Source organism: Paenibacillus mesotrionivorans (assembly GCF_046098205.1).
Lineage (GTDB): Bacteria > Bacillota > Bacilli > Paenibacillales > NBRC-103111 > Paenibacillus_AR > Paenibacillus_AR mesotrionivorans.
The window spans coordinates 234,689-256,477 of sequence record NZ_JBJURJ010000002.1; the positions used below are offsets into that span (position 1 = coordinate 234,689).

Consider the following 21,789-nt stretch of genomic DNA (forward strand, 5'->3'; position numbering starts at 1 on the left):
TCAGGGGAGGGACTGGCGCTTGTTTATTGTTTGCAGCCGCTACAGAAGCGACCGGCTTACTCCTGGGAGCCCCGCTTTTCCTTGAGCCAGCGCGGCGCCCCTTTATTCTTCTGATCGGCCTTGCGGGCCACCTTGCCGCCGCGTGCAGGGGGCTTGGCCTCCTGCTGCCGGGTACCGGGAGCTTTATCCCGCCGCGGCGATGCAGCAGGACTGGAGTCACGCCCGTAAGCACGTCCATCCTCGGAGCCCTGGCGGCGTCCGGCAACAGTGCGGCCGCCCTTCTCCCCTGATTGCTCACGGAGCTCAGGCGCTCTGCCGCGTGCCTCGCCCGCTCCTCTTGCCCGGTCAACTACAGGGGCACGTCCGCCGCGTCCTGTCTGTGCGTTCCCCTCTTGGTGAAGGAGACGTTTGGGCAGTTCGTTTTCACGCACAAGCCGGCCCTCAAACAGCACTCTTTTCTCAAAATCAATGCCCAGACTCTTGGAGAACTTCTCCAGAATAAACAGCTGGTTAGGGGCACACAGGGCTACCGACACACCCTGCCGGCCCATCCGGCCCGTCCGTCCGGAGCGGTGTACGTAATGGTCCGCATCCACGGGGAGATCGAAGTGGAACACATGGGTCACCTCGGGAATGTCCAACCCCCGGGCAGCCACATCCGTAGCCAACAAAAGCTGCAGACGGCCTTCCCGGAAGTCCTTCATCACCTTGGCCCGGTCCTGCTTGCCCGCCTCACTGTACAGACCTTCGACAGAAAGCCCCGCATACTGGAGCTTGGCCAGAATTTCACCAATGTCGTTCACCTGGTTGGTAAAGATAATTCCAGACCGGGGCATCAAGGTCTTGACCAGCCTGCGCAGGGTATCGATGCGCTCCCGGTCCGGTGTAACCACGTAGAGATGCTCCAGTGTGCTTGCCGTTTTTTGCTCGGGTTCGATCTGTACGGAAACCGGGTCCTGCATCCAGCGGTCCGCCAGATAACGGACCGGATCGGGAATAGTCGCCGAGAAGAAACAAAGCTGCCGGTCCCGCATGGCGCTTTTGATCACCGTTTCCACCTCACGGCCTTCACCCTGCTCGAAGATATGATCCGCTTCGTCCACGATAATGGTTTTGACATGGTGCATGGACAGCTTCCGCAGCTTGATCAGCTCCAGCACCCGTCCGGGGGTGCCGATGACCACCTGGGGATGCAGCCGCAGCCGGTCGATTTGCCTGCTGATGGAGGCGCCGCCGATCAACAGCTGCGCATCCACCCCGGTGCCCTGGGCGGCCTGCTCCATCACCCGGAAGATCTGGGCCCCCAGCTCCCGGGTAGGGACCAATATCAGCGCCTGCTGCTTCTTCAGAGCAGGATCAATCCGTTCCAGCACGGGAAGGGCATAAGCCAGCGTTTTGCCGGAGCCTGTCTGGGACTGGGCAATCAGGTCTCGCCCCTCCAGAATCACAGGAATCGCTTCCTGTTGGATGGGGGTCGGTTCGGTTATATTCATGCTGTGCACATTTTGAATCAAGGCCTTGCGAAGGGGAAGGGCCTCGAACGTATGAATGGTCATATAAAACTCCTTTATGCTTCAAGGATGGCGCCTGCCGGCGTTTTTCCATTATAGGATGCCCCGGGACCAAAAGTCCAACCCTGCAGGCTGCCCCTATTGTCTGATCCTCACACCATCCCAATTTTCCTTCAGCTTGTCCCTGACCGTTTCTCTGGCCCGGTAAAGCTTCTGGCGTACCACATTCTCGGTTGTGCCCAAAGCAGCGGCCATTTCCCGGTAGCTCAAATTGCTGTACCAGCGCATCTCAATCAGCTGGCGGTACTCCGGCTTCAGAAGGTTTAGATATTTGCGGATATCCTCCTTCATCAGATTCACTTCCACCTCTTCCTCCAGGGAAGGGCGGACAATCCCCGCAGGAGTCCCGCTGCTGCCGAAAATCTCGTCCGTCTCCAGCTCATTCCGGTTGCGCTTGAGCTTCCGCAGATAATTCAGCGCAACCGAACGCGCCACCATCCGAAGCCAGCCCTCGAGCCTCCGTACGTCCTGCAGCTGGTGAGACTTCTCCAGCGTACGCAAAAAAGACTCCTGGATGACATCCTCCGTAGCCGGATATTCCTTCAGAATAAAATAAATCAACGGATACACCAGTTTATAGTATTCTTTATAAATCTCCTGCTGGGTCGCTCTGGGCAGGGACATATAATCCGATGTGAACAGCATGGACAGGTATGTAGACATGGAAAAAAAACCTCCGATAAACTGCTGAACGCATATGTCGCTTTTAATCTTATATTAGGGGAAGTTGCGCCGGGAAACAATGCAAATTTCTCAGCTTGACCATCTTTGTGAATTTCCAAGGTATCAGACGGAAAAAGCACACCCCCGCTCTCCCGGAGAATGCGCTTAGCTGCCACCTATTTTTTGTTCATAAGACGCCCCACCGGGCCATCGGCCAGACGGGGAAACAGCCGGAGAATCCGCGCTCCCGCAGCCGAAAAAAAAGGCAGGTCCGCTTCCTTGCGGCCCTTAACAATCGCCTCCGCCGTTTTGCGGGCCACCTGCTCCGGACGCAGCATCATCCACCGGATATTCTTCACGTAATGGCCCTCCGGATCAGCCTGGTCAAAAAAAGGAGTGTCAATGGGCCCGGGATTAATGGCCGTGACCGTAATCCCCGTTCCCGCCAGCTCCTGCCGAAGGCTGTCGGTGAAACCCAGCACCGCATGTTTGGAGGCGCAATAGCCGCTGCCCTTGGCTGTACCGATTTTGCCGGCGAGGGAGGCGATATTCACAATCTGCCCTTTGCCCGCCTTCTGCATATAAGGAAGAACGGCCTTGGTGCAACGGACCGTCCCCATATAATTCACGTCCATCATCGCTTCAAAATGCTCCAGAGGCGCATCATCCGCCCTCTCGAAGATTCCGAAGCCGGCATTGTTAATCCATACATCGATACGCCCATGTCTCGACACAATCTCCAAAACGGCTGCCTGTATGCTCTCAAAAGAGGTGATATCCATCGCCATCCAGGAGGTTCGTTCCCCCAGCTTGCCTGCCAAAAGACTAAGCCGCTCCGGAGAACGTCCTGCGAGCACAACATAAGAGCCCCGGCTGACCAGCTCCGCCGCCAGGACGGAACCAAGCCCGCCGGAGGCGCCGGTAATGACAGCGACCGCTCCGTCCAGGGAGATTCCCTTCATTGTATCAATCGTCCCTCCTGTCCGATCAGGAAATCAGCACTTGAATATCCATCTCGCCGATGCCATTGATAATCAGCGGAATAGTAAGAGCCTTTTTGGCGGTAAACCCAGCATGGTTGGCCGATTGCAGTACCACCGGAGGCGTAATGTCCACCTTTACTCCTTGATTAAACAAAATGGTGCTGGCATTGCCGCTAATCATATTGCCCAGCTCGGAGATGGCGCTTTTGCTCATTTCGTCCATTTCGGTAATGGTAAAACCGCCCATCATCGCCGAAACCAGCTTCAGCGCAACCGATTCATGAAGCCCAAATACGATATCCCCTTGCATTTGGCCGGTAAGCCCAATCTGAATCCATATGTAATTGTCGGCAAGCTTCACATCTTTAATGCCGAGCTCCCCCGTGGTCGGGCGCACGCATATCATCTGCTCCAGCACAATACTGGCAGATTCCAGAAATGGATTTATGTATTCCGCCTTCATTATAGGCCTCCTAACCGCTCCCAGGGATCCTGCACAAACTTATTTTTTTCATTATAAACGATAGCCTAGGACTAGTATACTACAAAAAACGCTAATTTTTTCAATTTTTCATTTCCAATAAAAGAAAATAAATCCGATTCGGAATGACGGGCAGGTCTGGAAAGACGGACTAAGGGACTAAAATCAACTTTTTGGTCTATTTTGAAACCAAATGGGATGGGGCGGTATCTAATCCTTTTGTATAGACTTGCCTGCTCCCAATGAAGGAGGACCATCCCAATGGATATTTGTTCCGTGCTTATACTCAAGATATGGGGGAAGGGCAGACTGTCCAAAAATCCAGTTCTTGCTGGGTAATCCCAATGTAAGCCAAGGTGACACTGGGAGAGGAGTGATTCAATAACTTTTGAATTCGGGTGATATCGACGCCATTTTGATATGCATGTTTGAAGACAGCCCCTAGCCATACGAAAAAACAGAAGGGAATTCGATTCAAAATATCGAATTCGCTTCTTAATTTGGAATATACTCATTCAGGCCACACAACCCTAGGGCCTGTCTTCAAACCCGCTTAAGGGCACCTTTGCCCGTCTTTTCGCCCCTTGCTTCGTTACTTCCGCTTGACGTACCCCCGGTACGCCTTCGCGAAAGTGCCTTGCCATGAACGAAAATCCGGCCAAATCTGCTCCCCTCGGAGTTTGAAGACACACCCTAAAAAAAGCTTGAGGGTGACGTAGGGTCACCTTATACAATACATTCAGGCAGGCAAAAACGCCGCAATCATGGAGGAGCTTGCATATGCAGCCGCAAGGACTAAGAATGACAGCAGGCCAATTCGCCAAAAAAGCGGGGGTGACAATCCGGACAGTCCGCTTCTACGACAAGGTAGGTCTGCTGCCAGCGAGCCACAGAGCAGACAACGGCTACCGCTATTATGAAATGCAGGATCTGGCGCGCCTTCAGAGAATCCTGACCTTAAAATACATCGGTCTATCCATCGATGAGATTAAGAAGGTGATCCGCAGGGACGGACAGGAGGAGGACTTACGGGAATCCCTGCGGGTGCAGGATACGATTATCCGGCGCAAAATGGAGCATCTCCGCCTTGTCCGCAAGGCTGTTGCTGAAACACTCACGGAGCTGGAGGCACGTGATGCGGAAAAGCCGGCAGATCACGGCGTGTACCAAAACGGGCAATCTGAAGGAAAGGAGCTTGCCGGGAACAACGGGTTGTGGGAGCTCTTCACCTCCATTATCCGCGTCGTGACACAGGAGGAGCAATGGGTGGAGCAGTATCACAATGCATCCAATCTTCATACCCGAATCAGGCTGCATGACGGCTTCAGTGTCAATCCCTGCAGCTGGCACCAATGGCTGTTCGACTGCTTGGAGCTGCCTTCTTCCAGCCGCATTCTGGAATTGGGCTGCGGGGACGGGAGCCTATGGCAGCGTAATATGGGCCGCATCCCGGAGCATTGGGACATTACGCTGACGGATTTCTCGGAAGGCATGCTGCAGGATGCCAAGGACCGGCTAACGGAAGATGGATCTCCCCGCTCCTTCCGCTTCATGCAGGCAGATGTGCGGGCCATTCCTTTTCCAGACGGCAGCTTCGATGCCGTGCTGGCCAATCACATGCTGTATCATGTCAACAGCAGACATGAGGCGCTGCAAGAAATATACCGGGTGCTAAAGCCCGGAGGACGCTTCTATGCCTCCACCATAGGACGCAACCACTTAAGAGAAATGAAGGAGCTGCTGAGGGGCTTCAACCCGGAGCTGGTCCTCTCTGAGAAGGATTTTGCCGACGAGTTTGGACTGGAGAACGGTGAAGTGCAGCTGGAGGCGGCGGGATTCCGCCATATTGAACTTAAACGCTACAAGGATTCTCTTCGGATTACGGAGGCGGAGCCGCTGATTGCTTATATCTGTTCGACCACGGGAAATAGCAGAAGCGCACTATCCGGAAGCAGCCTGGATAAATTCAGAACCCGTGTGGAGAGTCTTCTGCACCGTAAGGGCTTCATTGGTATTACGAAGGATTCCGGACTGTTCACCGGATATAAATGAAGGGAGATGTCAATCCATGAAAATACTAATTACAGGCGGGGCCGGCTTTATTGGCTCTCATGTGGCGGAGACATATTTGGCAGAGGGGCATGAGGTTGTTATTGTAGACGACTTAAGCACGGGACGGCGTGAGCAGCTTCCGGCGCAGGCTGTTTTTTACAAGCTGGATATCCGCTCAGACGGAATGGATGCCATATTGGAAAAGGAACGGCCGGACGTGGTAAGCCACCATGCCGCCCAGAAGTCCATTCCCAAGTCTGTAGCAGATCCTCTCCATGATTCCGATGTGAATATTACCGGGACACTTAGGCTCTTGAACTCCTGCGTCCGTTACGGGGTCAAGCGAGTCATCTTCGCTTCAACAGGCGGTGCTCTAGCCGGAGATTCCGCGGCCATTCCTACACCGGAATCCGCTCACCCCATGCTTATGTCGCCTTATGCCGTAAGCAAGTACGCCATAGAGCAATATCTGCGTCTCTACCAGCTGAGCCACGGCTTGGAATTTATTGCACTGCGGTATGCCAATGTGTATGGGCCCCGCCAGATGCCGGACGGAGAATGCGGTGTTATTCCCATCTTCATGAGAAATGCTGCGGCAGGAATATCTTCAACTCTCTACAGCTACCCGGATATGCCTAAGGGGACAACAAGAGATTATGTGTATATCCGGGATGTATGCCGGGCTAACGTGTCAGCCTTGTCCTGTGAGGCCGGGCAGGTAGTGAATATCGGCAGCGGCCAGGAGCTGTTCATTGCGGATATCTATGAAGCGGTATGCCAAGCCATGAAGCTAAGTCTGCCGCTTAAGAGAGCAGGCGTCCGTGCCGGTGATCTGCGCAGAAGTGCTCTGGACTGCTCCAAGGCAGCCAGCCTCCTCCATTGGTCGGCAGAAACGCAGCTCCCGGATGGACTTCAGGAAACCGCCGCATGGTTTTATGCCTCTTAGAATCCGCCTTAAGTGGAAGAGAAACCGCCAGACATTCCGGCAGGAATGCCTGGTTTTCTTATGCCATGGTTTGCCCCGCGTCTGCGGTAATGATCTGCCCGGATGGTCTTCTGCTCCAGACCCCGGACCATTTGGAACGCGTAAACCCTTTAACGGAATTAAGCGACGCTTAGACGGCGAAAATGCCCTCCGCGGTTTTCTAACGGAACTCTCCGACTCTTAGAGGCATGGTAGTGGGGGGAAATCAGACAAATTGAGCTGTAAGCGCCGCTGGGTTCCGTTACATTCCAAATCAGATGGATTTTGCCTGCTAAGAGCCGATGAGTTCCGTTACAGCAATGCGGCCCGTATGTCGCCCGTATGTCGCCCGCCTGTCGTCTGCCTGCCATCTGCCGTCTGCCTTTCGCCCGCCTGTCGCCCGTATGTCTCGCCCATATCGATGAGCGGTCAGCTCTTCATACCGATCCGGTTGCCGGAGCTGTAACGGGCCAGCCCTTTATAAAATACGGTGATGGCGCTTATTCCCAACAGTGCTGTCACCAGCAATAGACCGGCCAGAAAACCAGCCTCCGGCGTCCGCAGCAGACCGATGGGCATATAGCTGATGAATCCGGCGGGGATCACGGTGAAGAGCAGAATTCTGCCCATCCCCTTAAAAATATCCGTCGGATACGTGCTGAAGGTAACAAAACCGATGAAAAACTGGTAGCCCAAATTTTCGGCGTTGCCGATGTAGAAGGCCAGGGATTGCGTGAGGATGTGAAAAAAGGTGAACAGCAAAGTGGAAAAGAGGGCGGCTATTGCGAACCTCCCGAACCCGGCAAAGGCGTGGTCGCCGAATATCCCGTAGCACACCAGCCCGAACAGCAGGTCCCCGGCGGCCAGAAGGGACATCCGGTTAACCAGCACATTCAGCAGCACCGGCTTCGGCTGGATCAGATAGGCATCCAGGTCCCCTCCCGCCACCAGATTGGCAATCCGCAGCGCATTGCCGAAGAGCACGTTGGAGATGCCGTAGCCGGTGGTGCTCACCGCCCACACCATCATCACATCATTCAAGGACCAGCCGTTCACCAGGGGAAACCGCTGGAAGTACATGGCCCAGAAGAAGAGGAACACCGCATTATTCAGCATCATCATCCCCGCCGTCAGGAAAAAGCTCATCCGGAACTCCATGGCGCCTGCCAGATTTAGCTTCCACGCTGTCAGGACAAAACCGTATTTGCGCACCAAGCCTTTACCCGCCGTTGACATTGAGCCGTCTCACTCCCTTCCGGTACACCACAAACAGGATAGCACCGAATCCCCCGATCCATAACGCCTGAATACCCAGCATTTGCACCATACGCAAAGCATCGAACTGGATAGCTGATTTCACCGGAAAATAAATCATAGTCTGGAAGGGCAGGAAGCGGCAGATGGTGCGGAAAGGCTCCGCAAACAGCTCCAGCGGCAGCAGCATACCCCCTATGGTAAACAGCAGCTTATCATAAACAAACACCAGCCCCTGGATTTCCTCTACCCAAAATGCGCAAAGAGCCAGCAGCATCCGGATCATAAAGTTCAGCGTCGCTCCTCCGATCAGAACGGGAAGAAACCCCAGCCATCCCCAACCGAAGTCCGGCAGGCCAAACAGGAAAATGCCTAATGCGCCGCCTACCAGCAGGTTGGAGACAAGCCGCACCAGAAACTCTCCGGCGAATTCCGCATACCGGTAGCCTACATAGCTCACGGGGCGGCAGAGCAGATAACCGATGCCGCCGGATTTAACCTCCTCCTCCACTGTCACGTGGAGCTTGGGCATAGCCATGGTCAAGGATTCGGAGAAAATCAGATACCAGATCAGCTCGTGGTAGCGGTAGCCGCCGATGACCGTTTCGCCCGAGCCTTCATAGGTCACGCTCCACAGCTGGGTAAACACATAGAGGATCAGGAGCAGAAAAAGGGTGCGGATAAACAGGTCGGCGGCATACATGAGCTGGTTCTTCACGGTAATTTTGCCGATGGCTCCATATTTCCCCCAGCCGGACTTGCCCCATCTGAACACAAATTGCACGGCTAACTCCCCCCTGCGAGAGGTGCGGAATCCGCAGGTCGGTCCGCCACCCGTTCTGTCCGTTCATAAATTTTGGCGATGATCTCCTCCATGGGCGGGTCCTCAATGGTGACGTCTCCGATCTTGCAGCACGCCACCAACTGGCCCAGCACCTCCTCCATCCCGATGACCGAGGTATCCACGTTGAGCTTGAGCCCGTTAGCCGTTTGCTTCAGAATCCGCACGCCCGGCAGCGGCGGCAGAACGCAGACCTCGCGCAGCCGCAGCTCGATGGTTTTGTAGGTGAGATATTCCCGTTTCATCCGGGATACCCGCTCATCCAGAATGATCTCCCCGTGATTGATGACGATGGCCCGTTTGCACAGCTGCTCGATGTCTCCGGCATCATGGGAGGTCAGGAACAGGGTGGTGCCCTCCTCCCGGTTCATCTCCAGAATCAGCTCGCGGATTTTCTGCTTGACAATTACATCCAGACCAATGGTCGGCTCATCCAAAAAAACAACCCGGGGCCGGTGCAAAAGCGCGGCCACAATTTCACAGCGCATCCGCTCCCCAAGAGACAGTCGGCGTACGGGAGTGTTCAGGTATGGCGTAATTTCGAAGCGCTCCGCCAGCTCGTCGCGGCGGCGGATGAAGTCGGCCTTCGGCAGCTCATAGATGCTTCCCAACAGCTCGAAGGAATCCACCGGGGGCAGATGGTACCATAGCTGGGATTTCTGACCGAAGACCGAACCCACCAGGAATCCCAACCGGCGCCGCTCCTCCCAGGGACAAAGGCCCAGCACCTCCGCCGTACCCGCTGTGGGATGGAGGATGCCCGTCAGCATCTTGATGGTGGTGGATTTGCCCGCTCCGTTTGGCCCCATAAAGGCCAGAATCTCCCCTTCCTCCACCTGGAAGCCGATGGGCTTCACCGCCAGCTTCTCTTTGTACACCGGCCGGAACAGCGCCTCTGCGCTTCCTCTTAAGCCGGCCCGTTTTTCCTTCACCCGGAACGTCTTCTGCAGCCTCTCCACCCGTATTGCCGCCGCCATTTGCCACACCCTCTCCTTTGAGATCTATCTGTCTTCCAGATACGAAAAAAAAGACCTGGCAAGCCCGTTGAAACGGAACTTGCCGAAGGTCTTTTATCCCTACGGTGTTGCGCATATGGTATGGTACGCGCCGGCCTCGCTCGGTTCGGCGGCTGCACACGGCAGCCCCGGCTCCCTAGAAGCCCTTCCAATTATTGTTCCCCATGATAGCACAGGGGCAAGCCGGCTGACAAGAACAATTTACATGGTTTGTCAGGTCGCCTACTTACTGCTAATTGCGGATCAGATAATCGAAGGCGCCCAAGGCCGCGGTAGCGCCGGAGCCCATGGAAATGATGATCTGCTTGTAGGCACTGTTAGTGCAATCCCCGGCCGCAAACACACCAGGCACATTGGTTGCACCGTGGCGGTCCACTACGATCTCGCCGAAGCGGGTACGTTCAACGGTATCCTCCAGCCACTCGGTGTTGGGCACCAGACCGATCTGGACGAATACACCCTCCAGCTCGATGTGCTGCTCCTCCCCGCTGTCGCGCATCAGGTACGTGAGCCCGTTCACCTTGTTGTCGCCGGTGATTTCCTTGGTCTGCACATTCTTCAGCACCGTCACGTTGGGCAGGCTGTAAAGCCGCTTCTGGAGCACCTCGTCCGCCTTCAGCTCCGGCATAAACTCCAGAACCGTCACATGCTTCACAACACCGGCCAAATCAATAGCCGCCTCAATGCCGGAGTTGCCTCCGCCAATTACAGCCACATGTTTGCCGGCAAACAGAGGTCCGTCACAGTGGGGGCAATAGGCCACACCCTTGTTCTTGAACTCGGCTTCCCCGGGGACACCGGTGTTGCGCCAGCGGGCGCCGGTAGAAAGAATGACGGTTTTGCTTTTGAGCACGGCACCGCTCTCCAGCTCCACCTCAATATAGTCCTTCTTGTCCAGGTGTCTGACCCGTTGGGCCTTCATCACATCAATGGGGTATTCACTCACATGCGCCTCCAGGCTGGCAGCCAGCTTGGGGCCTTCCGTGTAGGTCATACTGATGAAATTTTCGATACCCAGCGTATCCAGCACCTGGCCGCCGAAGCGTTCGGCCACAATGCCGGTGCGGATGCCCTTACGGGCCGCATAGATGGCTGCGCTGGCACCTGCGGGACCGCCGCCTACAACCAGAACATCGTAGGGCTCCTTGGCAGACAGCTGGCTGGTATCCTGTCCGCTGCCCAGCTTGCCCAGGATCTCCTCCAGAGAGGTACGTCCGCTGTTGAAGAACTCGCCGTTTAGGAACACGGCGGGCACGCCCATAATTTCCTTCTTCTCCACCTCGTTCTTGAACACACCGCCGTCAATCATGGTATGGGTAATGCCCGGATTGAGCACGCTCATCACGTTCAGAGCCTGTACCACGTCAGGACAGTTATGGCAGGTCAAGCTGACATAGGTTTCAAAATGGTATTCGCCCTTAATGGCTTTGATCTGCTGGATGACAGCATCCTCCACCTTGGGAGCTCTCCCGCTTACCTGCAGGAGCGCCAGCACCAGGGAGGTGAATTCATGACCCAGCGGAACGCCGGCAAACACGATCCCGCTATCCCCCGCTCCGGCGCGGTTCACGCTGAAGCTGGGGGTTCTGGCCAAGGCGGTTTTCTCCACCTTGATCCGGGGCGACATACCGGCGATTTCCTCAACGAGGGCCAGCATCTCGGCCGAAGCAGCATCCGCTCCTGCGCTTACTTGAAGAAGGAGATCCCCCTCCAGAAGCTGCAGGTATTGGGCAAGCTGCGCTTTAATATCGGCTTCTAAGGCCATTTATCTCAGCCCCTTAAATTTTTCCTACAAGATCAAGGCTCGGCTTCAGAGTTTCGCCGCCTTCTTGCCACTTGGCAGGGCAAACCTCACCTGGGTGATTGCGCACATATTGGGCCGCCTTGATTTTGCTGACGACGATGCTTGCGTCACGGCCGATGCCGCCGGCATTGATTTCAACGGATTGGATCACGCCGTCCGGGTCGATGATGAAGGTGCCGCGGTCAGCCAGGCCGCTGACTTCGTCCAACACATCGAAGTTGCGGGAGATGGTGTGGGACGGGTCACCGATCATGGTGTAGGTGATTTTGCCGATAGCATCGGAGGTATCATGCCAAGCCTTGTGGGTGAAGTGGGTGTCCGTGGAAACGGAATATACCTCAACTCCAAGTCCCTTCAGGGCTTCGTATTGATTCTGCAGGTCCTCCAGCTCAGTGGGGCAAACAAAGGTAAAGTCTGCCGGATAGAAGCAAACTACACTCCATTTTCCTTTGAAATCCTCTTGGGAAACATCGACGAAATTGCCGTTGCGGAAAGCGGACGCTTGAAACGGGAGCACTTCTTTTCCAATCAGAGACATACTGTAATTCCCTCCTAAGGTTTATATTTACTTTCTTATTATAACGCTTTGACGAAGAATTTCATGCGAACCGGGCTACATGACTAAGAATATCACTGTTTTTCTTCCGAATCATGAAGGTGGGATGAAGATAGCATGAATATCGTGTGAATAAATGAAATCCGTTACCCCTGCTCCTCCAAAAAGCGCGCTCCCGCTATCCCCGGTGATGTCATCTGGTACGGGTCAAGGATCTCTTCCAGCTCCTCCGGCGAAAGCAGATGCTTCTCCGTGATGATTTCCTTGACGGTACGGCCGGACTTCATCGCTTCCTTCACCAGCTGGGCGGCCACCTCATAACCCAGATGGGGGTTCAAGGCCGTAATAACGCCGAAGCTCTGTTCCACATAGCGGCGGCATCCCTCCCGGTTGGCCTCCATTCCTTCCAGAGCGAATTCCCGGAAGGCGTCCAGACCGCGTGTCATGATCTGGAGGGACTGCAGCAGATTGAAGGCAATTACCGGTCCCATGACATTCAATTCGAACTGGCCCGCCTCACAGGCCACACAGATGGTATGATCGTTGCCCATCACCTGGAAGGCCACCTGGTTCATGACCTCCGCCATCACCGGATTCACCTTGCCGGGCATGATCGAGGAGCCAGGCTGGCGCGCTGGCAGCAGGAGCTCATACAGGCCCACCCGGGGCCCGGAGGCCATCAGGCGGATGTCGTTGCAGATTTTGGACAGGTTCACGGCGCAGACCTTGAGGGCTGCGGACAGCTCCGTATAGGCATCCGTATTCTGGGTGGCATCCACCAGGTCGGCGGCGGGATGAACGGGAAGCCCCAACTGCTCGGACAGGCATTCCGAAACTCTGGCGATATATTCCGGCTTGGCGTTCAGCCCGGTGCCTACGGCAGTGGCGCCCATGTTCACAGTAAGAAGCTCGGCGCCGGCTCGGCGGATGCGCTCCCGGTCCCGCTCCAGGACGGCGGCATAAGCCGCGAATTCCTGGCCCATGCGGATGGGCACCGCATCCTGGAGATGGGTGCGTCCCATTTTGATTACATCGTCAAAGGACTTGGCCTTCTCCCGAATTTCGGCTGTGGTCCGGTCCATCGCCCCCAGCAGCTCCTGGGACAGCCAGTAGGAGGCGATCCGCAGAGCGGTGGGAATGTCGTCATTGGTGGATTGGGACATGTTCACATGGTTATTGGGACTGCAGTGGAAGTATTCCCCCTTCTGCTTGCCCAACAGCTCCAGAGCACGGTTGGCCAGAACCTCATTCATATTCATATTGATGGAGGTGCCTGCGCCCCCTTGAATGGAATCCACAATAAATTCCCGGTCCAGCTTTCCCTCCGCCGTTTCCTCAGCTGCCTGGACAATGGCCTCGCCCACTCTGCGGTTCAACAGATGCGCCTCCATGTTGGCGCGGGCCGCTGCCTTTTTTACCTCGGCCAGTGCCTTCACCAGCGTCCGGTGCACAGGCACGCCTGTAATGGGGAAGTTCTCCACTGCCCGCATGGTCTGGATGCCGTAATAGGCTTCGGCGGGAACCTGCTTTTCTCCAAGAAAATCCTTCTCCGTACGGGTTTCCATAGGGCTGTCTCCTTTATGTCGCTGCGTTTCTTTCGTTGAAATCTAACGCTTGTAGCTGTCGGACAAGCCGTAGCCGGTGTAATCACAGAGGCTGCGGAACTCCGGCGGAATCCGGCGGGCCACACCCGTATCGATTGCGGCGGTGATGACGGCGCTGCGGACAGAATCCACCACTTTTTCATTAAAGATGCTGGGAATGATATAGTTCTCGTTGACTTCATCATCGGATATAACCGAGGCGATGGCACGGGAAGCAGCCAGCTTCATCTCTTCATTGATGAGGCGCGCCCGGCAGTCCAACGCCCCCCGGAAGATACCGGGGAAACAAAGCACGTTGTTGATCTGGTTGGGATAGTCGCTCCGTCCGGTAGCCAGCACCCGCACATGGGGCTCGGCCAGCTCCGGGTCAATCTCCGGCTCAGGATTGGCCATGGCAAATACAATCCGGTCCTCTGCCATACGGACAAGGTCCTCCACCTTCAGAACACCCGGGCCCGAAACTCCGATGAACACATCGGCGCCTTCAATCACATCGGATAAACCGCCGGTCAGCCGGTCGGGATTGGTGCGTTCAGCCAGCCAGTTCCACATTTCATTGGCATAGGTCCGGTCCGCCGTAATGGCCCCTTCCCGGTCAACAGCCACCAGGTTTTTGACGCCGGCGGCCAACAGCATTTTGCAGCAGGATACCCCTGCCGCTCCGGCCCCCACCACCACTACGCGGATAGAGCCGATATCCTTATCCGTCACCTTCAGGGCATTCAGCAGCCCGGCCATCATCACCACAGCGGTGCCATGCTGATCGTCGTGGAACACAGGAATATCCAGCTCCTCGGTGAGCCTGCGTTCAATTTCGAAGCAGCGGGGTGCACTGATGTCCTCCAGATTGATGCCACCGAACCCGGGAGACATGGCCTTGATGGTGCGGATGATTTCCTCGGTGTCCTTGGTATCCAGACAGATGGGGAAGGCGTCAACATCCGCCAGTTGTTTGAACAGCATCGCCTTGCCCTCCATCACTGGCATCGCCGCATGGGGACCGATATCCCCCAGCCCAAGCACAGCTGTTCCGTCGGAGACCACCGCCACCGTATTGCGTTTGATGGTCAGGGCAAAGGCCTCCCGGGGTTTGTTGTGGATAGCCATACAAACCCGGGCTACGCCGGGGGTATACACCCGGGACAGGTCATCGCGGTTTTTGATGGGCATGGTAGGTTCGATGCGGATTTTGCCGCCCAGGTGAACCAGAAAGGTCTGGTCGGACACATGCAGCACCGAAACGCCGCTCAGGTCCTCCAGGGCGTCCAGCAACTCCTGGTACGCCGGCACCGGAATATTCACCGTAATATCCCGGGTGGATTTTTCCTTGCTGGAGCGAATGACATCAATGGCCACCAAATCCCCGCCAAATGAGCTTACTGTGGACACCACGCTGCTGAAGCCTACTCCGCTTTTTTCCATTTCAATACGTATAATAATGCTTGTCGTTGCTGCCAACAGAATTCATCCTCCGATTAAACCGTTATATAATCGTATTCAGTATACTTCCCTTGCCCCGCCAATTCCAGCCATTGGTCAAAAAAGACGGGGATCCTAATAAAAATAATTTTAAGGTGATTTTTATCCTGTTTTAAGCTTCTTTTCAGGTTCAGGGGTTATTCTGTTCATACTCCCTTTCTTTAAATATAATGTCACTTTTCCCCGGCATCTGGACGGGGGCTTTTTTTTTGTATGCTGACGCTGAAGCTAGTGCATCCGGGCTCGCGCCAAAATCTTGGCTCTCCGCAAGGGTCCAGCCTTCCTCTGCTTGACTCCTTATGGTGACTTACGCTCCTAACGGCGGTGAGCGCCGCTATTTGGGACAAATCGGCATCCCAAAAAATCTAACGGAAGCAGGGGACGTTATTGCGCCAAAAAGGGGCTTGCGGCCGGACATTTTGCCCAAATAGCGGCTGTGGCCGCCGTTAGATTTTTTGAAGGGCTATTTTTGTTAAAAATAGAGGCTTCTACGTCCGTTAGAATCCCCCGCCCCATTAACGGGCTCCATCTCCGTATGAGAAAGCGCCGTTAACCGAATCAAATCCGCCTTCTAACTCCCCGCTCTGGTCCGGGGAAAAAGGCCATAAAAAAACACCCGCCGCCTCTCACAGGCGTCCGGGTGTTGCTGTTCGTGGGAAGACATGGTACAATGATAGTTGCACCATTCTACATAAATAAAAATAAGAAAAACCAAAATTGATTTTCCTACGCTTATTGTAGCAGAAAAAAAATAGCCCGTCAAACTTAATTTTTGGCCTCCTCTCAAAAAAATGAAGAGTTGCTGCCCTTTTACGCTAACCAAACTTGATATGGAGGTACACCCATGAGCATAAATCCTGAAGCTCAAAAAGCGGAGGAAATCCGGCTGGCTCTGACTCTCCGGGAAATCGACGCCCAGTTGGTCAAAAACCAAAGCGTATCCGACGACCGGAGAGATGATGTAATCGATGTCCGCAAGATGATTTGGGAAGAAATGCGTCTGGACAACGCCAACTGGGCATTTAAATTCGAGGCTGCCGGGGACGTAGTTATGAACTCCCTGGAGCTGGCCCGGATCGAGCGGGGTTATCTGAGTGCGCAGGCTGCCGCCCGGAAGCTTCGGCTGATGCGCAGCACCCCATATTTCGCCCGTATCGACTTCCAGGAGGACGGAGCCCCCGCAGGGCAGGAGCCGGAGCAAATCTATATCGGTTTGTCCTCCCTGCTGGATGACCGCACACTGGAGCCCATTGTTTACGACTGGCGGTCACCGATTGCCAGTATGTACTACGATTTTACCTTGGGCGACGCCCGCTACCCTACCGATGAAGGCCATGTGGACGGGGAAATCCTCCTGAAGCGCCAGTTCAAAATCGTAAACGGCCTCCTCCAGCTGATGTTCGATTCCGGCATTCGGATCGGAGACGACATGCTGCAGTTTATGCTGGGCAAATCCTCCGACGACAAGATGAAAAGTATCGTAACCACCATTCAAAGCGAGCAGAATCAAGCTATCCGCTACGAGGAGCATCCTATTCTGATCGTCCAGGGGGCGGCGGGCAGCGGAAAAACCTCCATCGCCCTGCAGCGTGTCGCTTACCTGCTTTACAAATACCGCAAAAGCATTCAGGCAGATCAAATGATCCTCTTTTCCCCCAACCCCATGTTCAGCGACTACATCTCCAATGTGCTTCCGGAGCTGGGTGAGGACAATATGCGTCAGACCACCTTCCAGGATTTTGCCGAGCACCGTTTGTCCGGCTTTATATTACCGGAGGACCGCTACACACAAATAGAAGCCATGCTGACAGGAAATCCGGGTGAACCGGGATATGATGCGAAGGCAGCAGGAACCGCATACAAGTCCTCTCAGGCTTTTCTTCAAGTTATCCGCAATTATCTCGTCCTTCTTGAGGAGGAAGGGTTGGCCTTCGATGCCATTCCGTATGGAGCTCAGGTCTGGAAGAACGAAAAGGCCTTGGCGGCTCTTTTCTACGGCGACTTCCGCCATCACCGGATGGATGTCCGGCTGGAGCGGATGGGCGAGCTGCTGCTGGGTGAAATTCCCCTCCTGGAGGAACGGCAGGCCCGCAAGCTGTACAAAACCATGCTCCGCCACCCCAAGTATCTGGGTACCGAGGATGAGCTGAAGCAGCAGAGCAAGAAGCATGTCCACACCAAAACTAACGCCATAAAATCCTTTGTCCGCCGGCTTCAATTCATTAATCCGCTGCGCACCTACCGGCAGCTGTTCGCCGACCAGGAGCTGTTCCTCCGCGCTGCAGCCGGTACGCCGGGAATTCCGGAGCCGGAGGTATGGAAGGATATCTGCACTTATACACTGGAGCAGCTGGACAGCGGGACCGCCCCCCATGAGGATGTGCCGCCGCTGCTTTATTTGCTGGAGAGCGTTACCGGATGGAACAGCTTCAACAGCATCCGTCATGTAATTCTGGACGAAGCCCAGGATTATTCTCCCTTCCAATATGAAATTATCCGCCGCCTGTTCCCGCGCAGCAAGCTGACCCTGCTGGGCGACTTGAACCAGGCCATTACTCCGAATATGCGGATCGAGTCCTACGGCTATGTGGAGGAGCTGTACGGCAAGGAGCAAACCGGGATTCTCCGGCTCTCCAAAAGCTACCGCTCCACATCCGAGATTGTGGAGTTCACCAAGGCGCTCTTGCCCGGCGGCGAAGCCATTGAGGCCTTCAGCCGGAGCGGGGAAAAGCCCCAGCTGGTAAAGCTGGCAGCGGAGCCGGAACTGAAAGCCCGGCAGGTGGTTGGGCTGATCGGGAAGCTGCGGGACGGCGGCTCCCCTTCCGTTGCTGTGATCTGCCGGACAGCTGCGGAGAGCCAGGCTGCTTACGAAGCGCTTCAGGCCGCAGGTGCTCCCGCCCACCTGCATCTGGTGACACGGGAGGAAACCAGCTTCCGCAATACGCTGGTGGTGATCCCCGTTTATTTGGCCAAGGGGCTGGAATTCGATTCTGTTATTGTGTGGGATGGAGGCGCATCGGTTTATGGGCGTGAGGAGGAGCGGAAGCTGTTCTATACCGCCTGCACCCGGGCCATGAATACTCTGTATGTAGGTTACACCGGGGAGAAAAACCGCTTCCTGGAGCCGGTGAACCATTCCCTGTATGAAGAGCAGGCAGCACCGGGTTTTGTTGGAGAATCCGCAGGTGCAGGCACTCCTGCAGGAGGTTGAGAGAGATGCCGGGATTTATTATTGATTTGGACGGAACCATGTACGCCGGACGGAATCCCATTCTCTATGCGGATGAGTTCATCGGGGCTCTGCGGAGCGAAGGCTGGCCTTATCTGTTTCTGACCAATAACTCCACGGTCCATCCCGGTGAGGTAGCGGCGCTTCTGGAAGAGCTCACCGGGATTCCAGTGGCCCCCGGGGAGGTGCTTACCTCCGGAATGGCTGCAGCGCGCTATATCCGCTTGCACGGACAAGGGAACCGGGTATTGTGCATCGGGGAACAGGCGCTTCAGGAGACCTTGGCGGCAGCGGGCTTTGTGCTTACGGCAGAGGCTCCCGATTACGTGGTGCAGGGCATTGACCGGGAATTCACCTATGCCAAGCTGACCCAGGCCGTGAACGCCATCCGCGGCGGGGCCATGTATATCCAGACGAACCCGGATCATCTTCTTCCAAAGGAAAACGGACCCATCCCCGGCTCCGGAGCCATCGGTGCCGCCATCCGCACCGCCTCCGAGACGGAGCCGGTGGTGATCGGCAAACCATCCCCCATTATCAGCCGGTACGGTATTGAACTGTTGGGGCTGCCGCCGGAGGAGATTTGGATGGTGGGCGACAACCTGCGTACCGATATCGCCGCTGGCGCCGCGGCAGGTACCCGCACCGCACTGGTGCTGACCGGGCTGGCGGGGCCTCATAATTATGAGGCGCTGATTGAGAGCACCGGCATCAAACCGGATGTCAGCGTCCATCATCTGATGGACTTTTACCGGTGGCTGAAGGCTTGCTAAGATATTCTTAAGAATTGCCCGTAGGCCCTGTTAAGATTTTGCCGGTAAAATGAAACTCGAAGTATGTGCGTATCCGAAGGAGTGAATCCCATGCCCTCCGAAACGATCCTTGTGGTGGATGACGAAAAGGACATCCTTGATCTGTTGGAGATTTATTTGACTAACGATGGTTATAACATTCTGAAAGCCTCGGACGGTTTGGAGGCGCTGGATGTGGTGTCCAAGCAGGTGGTGGATCTGGTGATCCTTGACGTGATGATGCCCAAGCTAGACGGTATCCAGACCTGCCTGAAAATCCGCGAGCAGCGCAATATGCCCATCATCATGCTGTCCGCCAAAAGCCAGGACATGGACAAAATTATGGGGCTGTCTACCGGAGCCGACGACTATATGTCCAAACCCTTTAACCCTCTGGAGCTGATGGCCCGGGTGAAATCCCAGCTTCGCCGTTACACCCGGCTGAATGTGCCCAACGCCCGGAAGGAAAACGAAATCGAGATTGATGATCTCATTATTAATACCACCACCCATGAGGTGAAGGTGGACGGCCGCGACGTGAAGCTGACTCCGCGGGAATTCGCCATTCTGGATCTCTTGGCCCGCAACCGCGGCATGGTGTTCAGCATTGAGCGGATTTATGAATCGGTGTGGGGCGAAGCCTTCTTCGAATCCGACAACACCGTGATGGTCCATATCCGCAAAATCCGTGAAAAAACCGAGGAGAACCCGCGCCAGCCCAAATATATCAAAACCGTTTGGGGGGTCGGCTACAAAATTGAAGCTTAAACCGGGGATACGCAGGCTTCTATTCTGGAACCGCCTCCAGCGGCTGGCGAGTATCTGCCGCAGAGCCGCGGAGACCACCCGACTCAGCATTATCCGCAGCATCCGGCTTCAGCTGATGTTTACCTTTGTGCTGTGCCTGTCCGCCGCAGCTCTTGTTTACGTTGCGGTGAACGTTTTCTTCGGGGAGCTGAACCGTTCCCCTGTTCTGGATTACCAATACGGCATCGAAAAAATCGACGACCAAGCCCGAGCCATCGCCTCCTATATTAAAACCCCCGATGTCAGCTACCAGGGGATTACCGACTACATTACCCGCAATGCGGGTTTTTCGGGTAACAAGGTGCTTTTGACGGACCTGGAGGGAAAGGTTTTTTTCAAAACGCCCGATGCCATTGAAACCCAGGTGGACATCCACAGCATCATTTCCAAAGCTATGGAGCGGCGCTATACCAGCACCCCGGTTCAGGAATTCACCAGCTTTTACCCCGTTGATCTGAAGGACCAGCCTGCTTATCTGATTGTCAGCGGCGTTCCCCAGCCCAGCATTTCCTACAAAAGAGGCTCCAGCCCCTTCACCCTGATGACAGCTATTGCGGCCTTTATCTTTCTGTTCTATTGGCTGACCAAACGGAAGATGGATTATATCGAAGAGCTGGCCAGCGGCCTGCAGGAAATCTCCAAGGGCAATCTCCAATTCCGCGTGCCGCTGCGTTCGAAGGACGAGTTGGCCTCCTTAGCCTCCACCATTAACCGGATGACCGCCGCCCTCCAGACCACCATGGAAGAGGAACGCCGGGCCGAACGGACCAAAAACGAGCTCATCACCAATGTTTCCCACGATCTAAGGACTCCGCTGACCTTGATTATGGGGTATTTGCGGCTTCTGAAGGACCGCCACTTCGAGGACGAGGCCCAAGCCCATAATTACGCCCAAATCGCCTACAGCAAATCGGAAAAGCTGAAGGTATTGATCGATGATCTGTTTGAATACACCAAGCTGTCCAATCAAATTGTCAACATGAATCTGGAACGGGTCTGCGTAAATGAGCTCTTGGAGCAGCTGACGGAGGAATTGGTTACCTATGCGGAGGAAAGCGCCCTGGTGCTGGTGAAGGATATTCTATCCGAGCGGCTTTACGCCATGATCGATGCCGCCCAGATGATACGGGTTGCGGAGAACCTCCTGGTCAATGCGGTGAAATACAGCCACAAACCAGGTGTTGTCACCGTCAAAATGGATCGCGACAACGGATATGCACGGGTTTGCATTATTAATCAGGGCGACCCGATTTCGGAGGACGAGCTCCACCGGGTATTCGACCGGTTCTACCGGGTAGATACCGCCCGCACCTCCGCCGGAGGAGGCTCAGGCTTAGGACTGGCCATTGCCAAAAGCATCGTAGAAGCCCATTCCGGGAAAATTTGGGCAGAGTGCGAGGGCAATGAAATCCGCTTCTGCGTGTTGATCCCGCTGGACCTGCCTGCCGGTCCTGAATTAGGGCCCGGCTCCAAACGCCCCCGTCCATAATCCCTATATATAAAGTACAAAAGGCCCTCCCTGCAGGGCCTTTTCCGCTAAGTGCCCATCCCCCAAAAAATATGCCGAAAGTTATAATTGCGTCCAGAGTTTGAATCGCATATAATAGGAGGGATTGAGAAAATTATTTTATATACGTGATTATTTCCATAAATTAAATCTATATTTTTATTTCGGTCAACCGCCGGAATGCTGC

At 55.1% G+C, this 21,789-nt stretch carries 17 protein-coding genes; 6 read left to right on the plus strand and 11 right to left on the minus strand.

Annotation, left to right across the window (positions count from 1 at the left end; all coding sequences use genetic code 11):
* Positions 1–56 precede the first annotated feature (56 nt).
* The 4 genes from ACI1P1_RS03480 to ACI1P1_RS03495 form a co-directional block, all read right to left on the minus strand.
* Complete coding sequence (locus ACI1P1_RS03480; RefSeq protein ID WP_416214971.1) at positions 57–1,556, minus strand: DEAD/DEAH box helicase; 1,500 nt, start codon at positions 1,554–1,556, stop codon at positions 57–59.
* Positions 1,557–1,649: 93 nt separating this feature from the next.
* The gene (locus ACI1P1_RS03485) at positions 1,650–2,234 is read right to left on the minus strand and encodes an RNA polymerase sigma factor (RefSeq protein WP_416214972.1); all 585 of its coding nucleotides are present in this window, start codon (positions 2,232–2,234) and stop codon (positions 1,650–1,652) included.
* A gap of 176 nt (positions 2,235–2,410) precedes the next feature.
* A complete protein-coding gene (locus ACI1P1_RS03490; RefSeq protein ID WP_416214973.1) occupies positions 2,411–3,196 on the minus strand; it encodes an SDR family NAD(P)-dependent oxidoreductase in 786 nt (261 codons plus the stop codon).
* A gap of 25 nt (positions 3,197–3,221) precedes the next feature.
* Positions 3,222–3,680 carry a chemotaxis protein CheX gene (locus ACI1P1_RS03495; protein WP_416214974.1) on the minus strand — a complete coding sequence of 153 codons (459 nt, stop codon included), beginning with the start codon at positions 3,678–3,680 and terminating at the stop codon, positions 3,222–3,224.
* Between the two features lie 798 nt (positions 3,681–4,478).
* Here ACI1P1_RS03495 and ACI1P1_RS03500 point away from each other — a divergent pair.
* On the plus strand, positions 4,479–5,750 hold the full coding sequence (locus ACI1P1_RS03500; RefSeq protein WP_416214975.1) for a MerR family transcriptional regulator: 1,272 nt from the start codon (positions 4,479–4,481) through the stop codon (positions 5,748–5,750).
* Positions 5,751–5,766: 16 nt separating this feature from the next.
* Entirely contained in the window at positions 5,767–6,696 is a 930-nt protein-coding gene (locus tag ACI1P1_RS03505; protein ID WP_416214976.1) for an NAD-dependent epimerase/dehydratase family protein, read from the plus strand.
* Between the two features lie 447 nt (positions 6,697–7,143).
* Here ACI1P1_RS03505 and ACI1P1_RS03510 read toward each other — a convergent pair whose 3' ends face one another.
* The 7 genes from ACI1P1_RS03510 to ACI1P1_RS03540 all read right to left on the minus strand — a co-directional run bounded on the left by ACI1P1_RS03510 (position 7,144) and on the right by ACI1P1_RS03540 (position 15,211).
* A complete protein-coding gene (locus ACI1P1_RS03510; protein ID WP_416214977.1) occupies positions 7,144–7,950 on the minus strand; it encodes an ABC transporter permease in 807 nt (268 codons plus the stop codon).
* Positions 7,934–8,752, minus strand: a complete 819-nt coding sequence (locus tag ACI1P1_RS03515; RefSeq protein WP_416214978.1) for an ABC transporter permease — start codon at positions 8,750–8,752, stop codon at positions 7,934–7,936. Before ACI1P1_RS03515 ends, ACI1P1_RS03510 begins: the two co-directional genes overlap by 17 nt.
* Positions 8,753–8,754: 2 nt before the next feature.
* Entirely contained in the window at positions 8,755–9,786 is a 1,032-nt protein-coding gene (locus tag ACI1P1_RS03520) for an ABC transporter ATP-binding protein (RefSeq protein ID WP_416214979.1), read from the minus strand.
* A gap of 271 nt (positions 9,787–10,057) precedes the next feature.
* Positions 10,058–11,590 (minus strand): alkyl hydroperoxide reductase subunit F, encoded by a 1,533-nt coding sequence (gene ahpF, locus ACI1P1_RS03525; RefSeq protein WP_416214980.1) that lies wholly within the window; start codon positions 11,588–11,590, stop codon positions 10,058–10,060.
* Positions 11,591–11,603: 13 nt separating this feature from the next.
* Positions 11,604–12,167: an alkyl hydroperoxide reductase subunit C gene (ahpC, locus tag ACI1P1_RS03530; RefSeq protein WP_416214981.1), complete on the minus strand. Its 564-nt coding sequence runs from the start codon at positions 12,165–12,167 to the stop codon at positions 11,604–11,606.
* 164 nt (positions 12,168–12,331) lie between these two features.
* A complete protein-coding gene (locus ACI1P1_RS03535; RefSeq protein WP_416214982.1) occupies positions 12,332–13,750 on the minus strand; it encodes an aspartate ammonia-lyase in 1,419 nt (472 codons plus the stop codon).
* Positions 13,751–13,792: 42 nt separating this feature from the next.
* Entirely contained in the window at positions 13,793–15,211 is a 1,419-nt protein-coding gene (locus tag ACI1P1_RS03540) for an NAD-dependent malic enzyme (RefSeq protein WP_416215175.1), read from the minus strand.
* A 901-nt stretch (positions 15,212–16,112) separates the two neighbouring features.
* Here ACI1P1_RS03540 and helD point away from each other — a divergent pair.
* The 4 genes from helD to ACI1P1_RS03560 all read left to right on the plus strand — a co-directional run bounded on the left by helD (position 16,113) and on the right by ACI1P1_RS03560 (position 21,584).
* Positions 16,113–18,479, plus strand: coding sequence for an RNA polymerase recycling motor HelD (helD, locus tag ACI1P1_RS03545; RefSeq protein WP_416214983.1), 2,367 nt, complete (start codon positions 16,113–16,115; stop codon positions 18,477–18,479).
* Between the two features lie 5 nt (positions 18,480–18,484).
* Positions 18,485–19,270, plus strand: a complete 786-nt coding sequence (locus tag ACI1P1_RS03550; protein ID WP_416214984.1) for an HAD-IIA family hydrolase — start codon at positions 18,485–18,487, stop codon at positions 19,268–19,270.
* A 90-nt stretch (positions 19,271–19,360) separates the two neighbouring features.
* Positions 19,361–20,056: a response regulator transcription factor gene (locus ACI1P1_RS03555; RefSeq protein ID WP_416214985.1), complete on the plus strand. Its 696-nt coding sequence runs from the start codon at positions 19,361–19,363 to the stop codon at positions 20,054–20,056.
* Positions 20,046–21,584 carry a sensor histidine kinase gene (locus ACI1P1_RS03560; RefSeq protein ID WP_416214986.1) on the plus strand — a complete coding sequence of 513 codons (1,539 nt, stop codon included), beginning with the start codon at positions 20,046–20,048 and terminating at the stop codon, positions 21,582–21,584. Before ACI1P1_RS03555 ends, ACI1P1_RS03560 begins: the two co-directional genes overlap by 11 nt.
* Positions 21,585–21,789 lie beyond the last annotated feature (205 nt).

What these genes read in the sequence shown, in the direction of transcription:
- ACI1P1_RS03480 (WP_416214971.1), bottom strand. Translation starts at nt 1,556, where the DNA reads ATGACCATTCATACGTTCGAGGCCCTTCCCCTTCGCAAGGCCTTGATT.
- ACI1P1_RS03485 (WP_416214972.1), bottom strand. Translation starts at nt 2,234, where the DNA reads ATGTCTACATACCTGTCCATGCTGTTCACATCGGATTATATGTCCCTG.
- ACI1P1_RS03490 (WP_416214973.1), bottom strand. Translation starts at nt 3,196, where the DNA reads ATGAAGGGAATCTCCCTGGACGGAGCGGTCGCTGTCATTACCGGCGCC.
- ACI1P1_RS03495 (WP_416214974.1), bottom strand. Translation starts at nt 3,680, where the DNA reads ATGAAGGCGGAATACATAAATCCATTTCTGGAATCTGCCAGTATTGTG.
- ACI1P1_RS03500 (WP_416214975.1), top strand. Translation starts at nt 4,479, where the DNA reads ATGCAGCCGCAAGGACTAAGAATGACAGCAGGCCAATTCGCCAAAAAA.
- ACI1P1_RS03505 (WP_416214976.1), top strand. Translation starts at nt 5,767, where the DNA reads ATGAAAATACTAATTACAGGCGGGGCCGGCTTTATTGGCTCTCATGTG.
- ACI1P1_RS03510 (WP_416214977.1), bottom strand. Translation starts at nt 7,950, where the DNA reads ATGTCAACGGCGGGTAAAGGCTTGGTGCGCAAATACGGTTTTGTCCTG.
- ACI1P1_RS03520 (WP_416214979.1), bottom strand. Translation starts at nt 9,786, where the DNA reads ATGGCGGCGGCAATACGGGTGGAGAGGCTGCAGAAGACGTTCCGGGTG.
- ahpF (WP_416214980.1), bottom strand. Translation starts at nt 11,590, where the DNA reads ATGGCCTTAGAAGCCGATATTAAAGCGCAGCTTGCCCAATACCTGCAG.
- ahpC (WP_416214981.1), bottom strand. Translation starts at nt 12,167, where the DNA reads ATGTCTCTGATTGGAAAAGAAGTGCTCCCGTTTCAAGCGTCCGCTTTC.
- ACI1P1_RS03535 (WP_416214982.1), bottom strand. Translation starts at nt 13,750, where the DNA reads ATGGAAACCCGTACGGAGAAGGATTTTCTTGGAGAAAAGCAGGTTCCC.
- ACI1P1_RS03540 (WP_416215175.1), bottom strand. Translation starts at nt 15,211, where the DNA reads ATGGAAAAAAGCGGAGTAGGCTTCAGCAGCGTGGTGTCCACAGTAAGC.
- helD (WP_416214983.1), top strand. Translation starts at nt 16,113, where the DNA reads ATGAGCATAAATCCTGAAGCTCAAAAAGCGGAGGAAATCCGGCTGGCT.
- ACI1P1_RS03550 (WP_416214984.1), top strand. Translation starts at nt 18,485, where the DNA reads ATGCCGGGATTTATTATTGATTTGGACGGAACCATGTACGCCGGACGG.
- ACI1P1_RS03555 (WP_416214985.1), top strand. Translation starts at nt 19,361, where the DNA reads ATGCCCTCCGAAACGATCCTTGTGGTGGATGACGAAAAGGACATCCTT.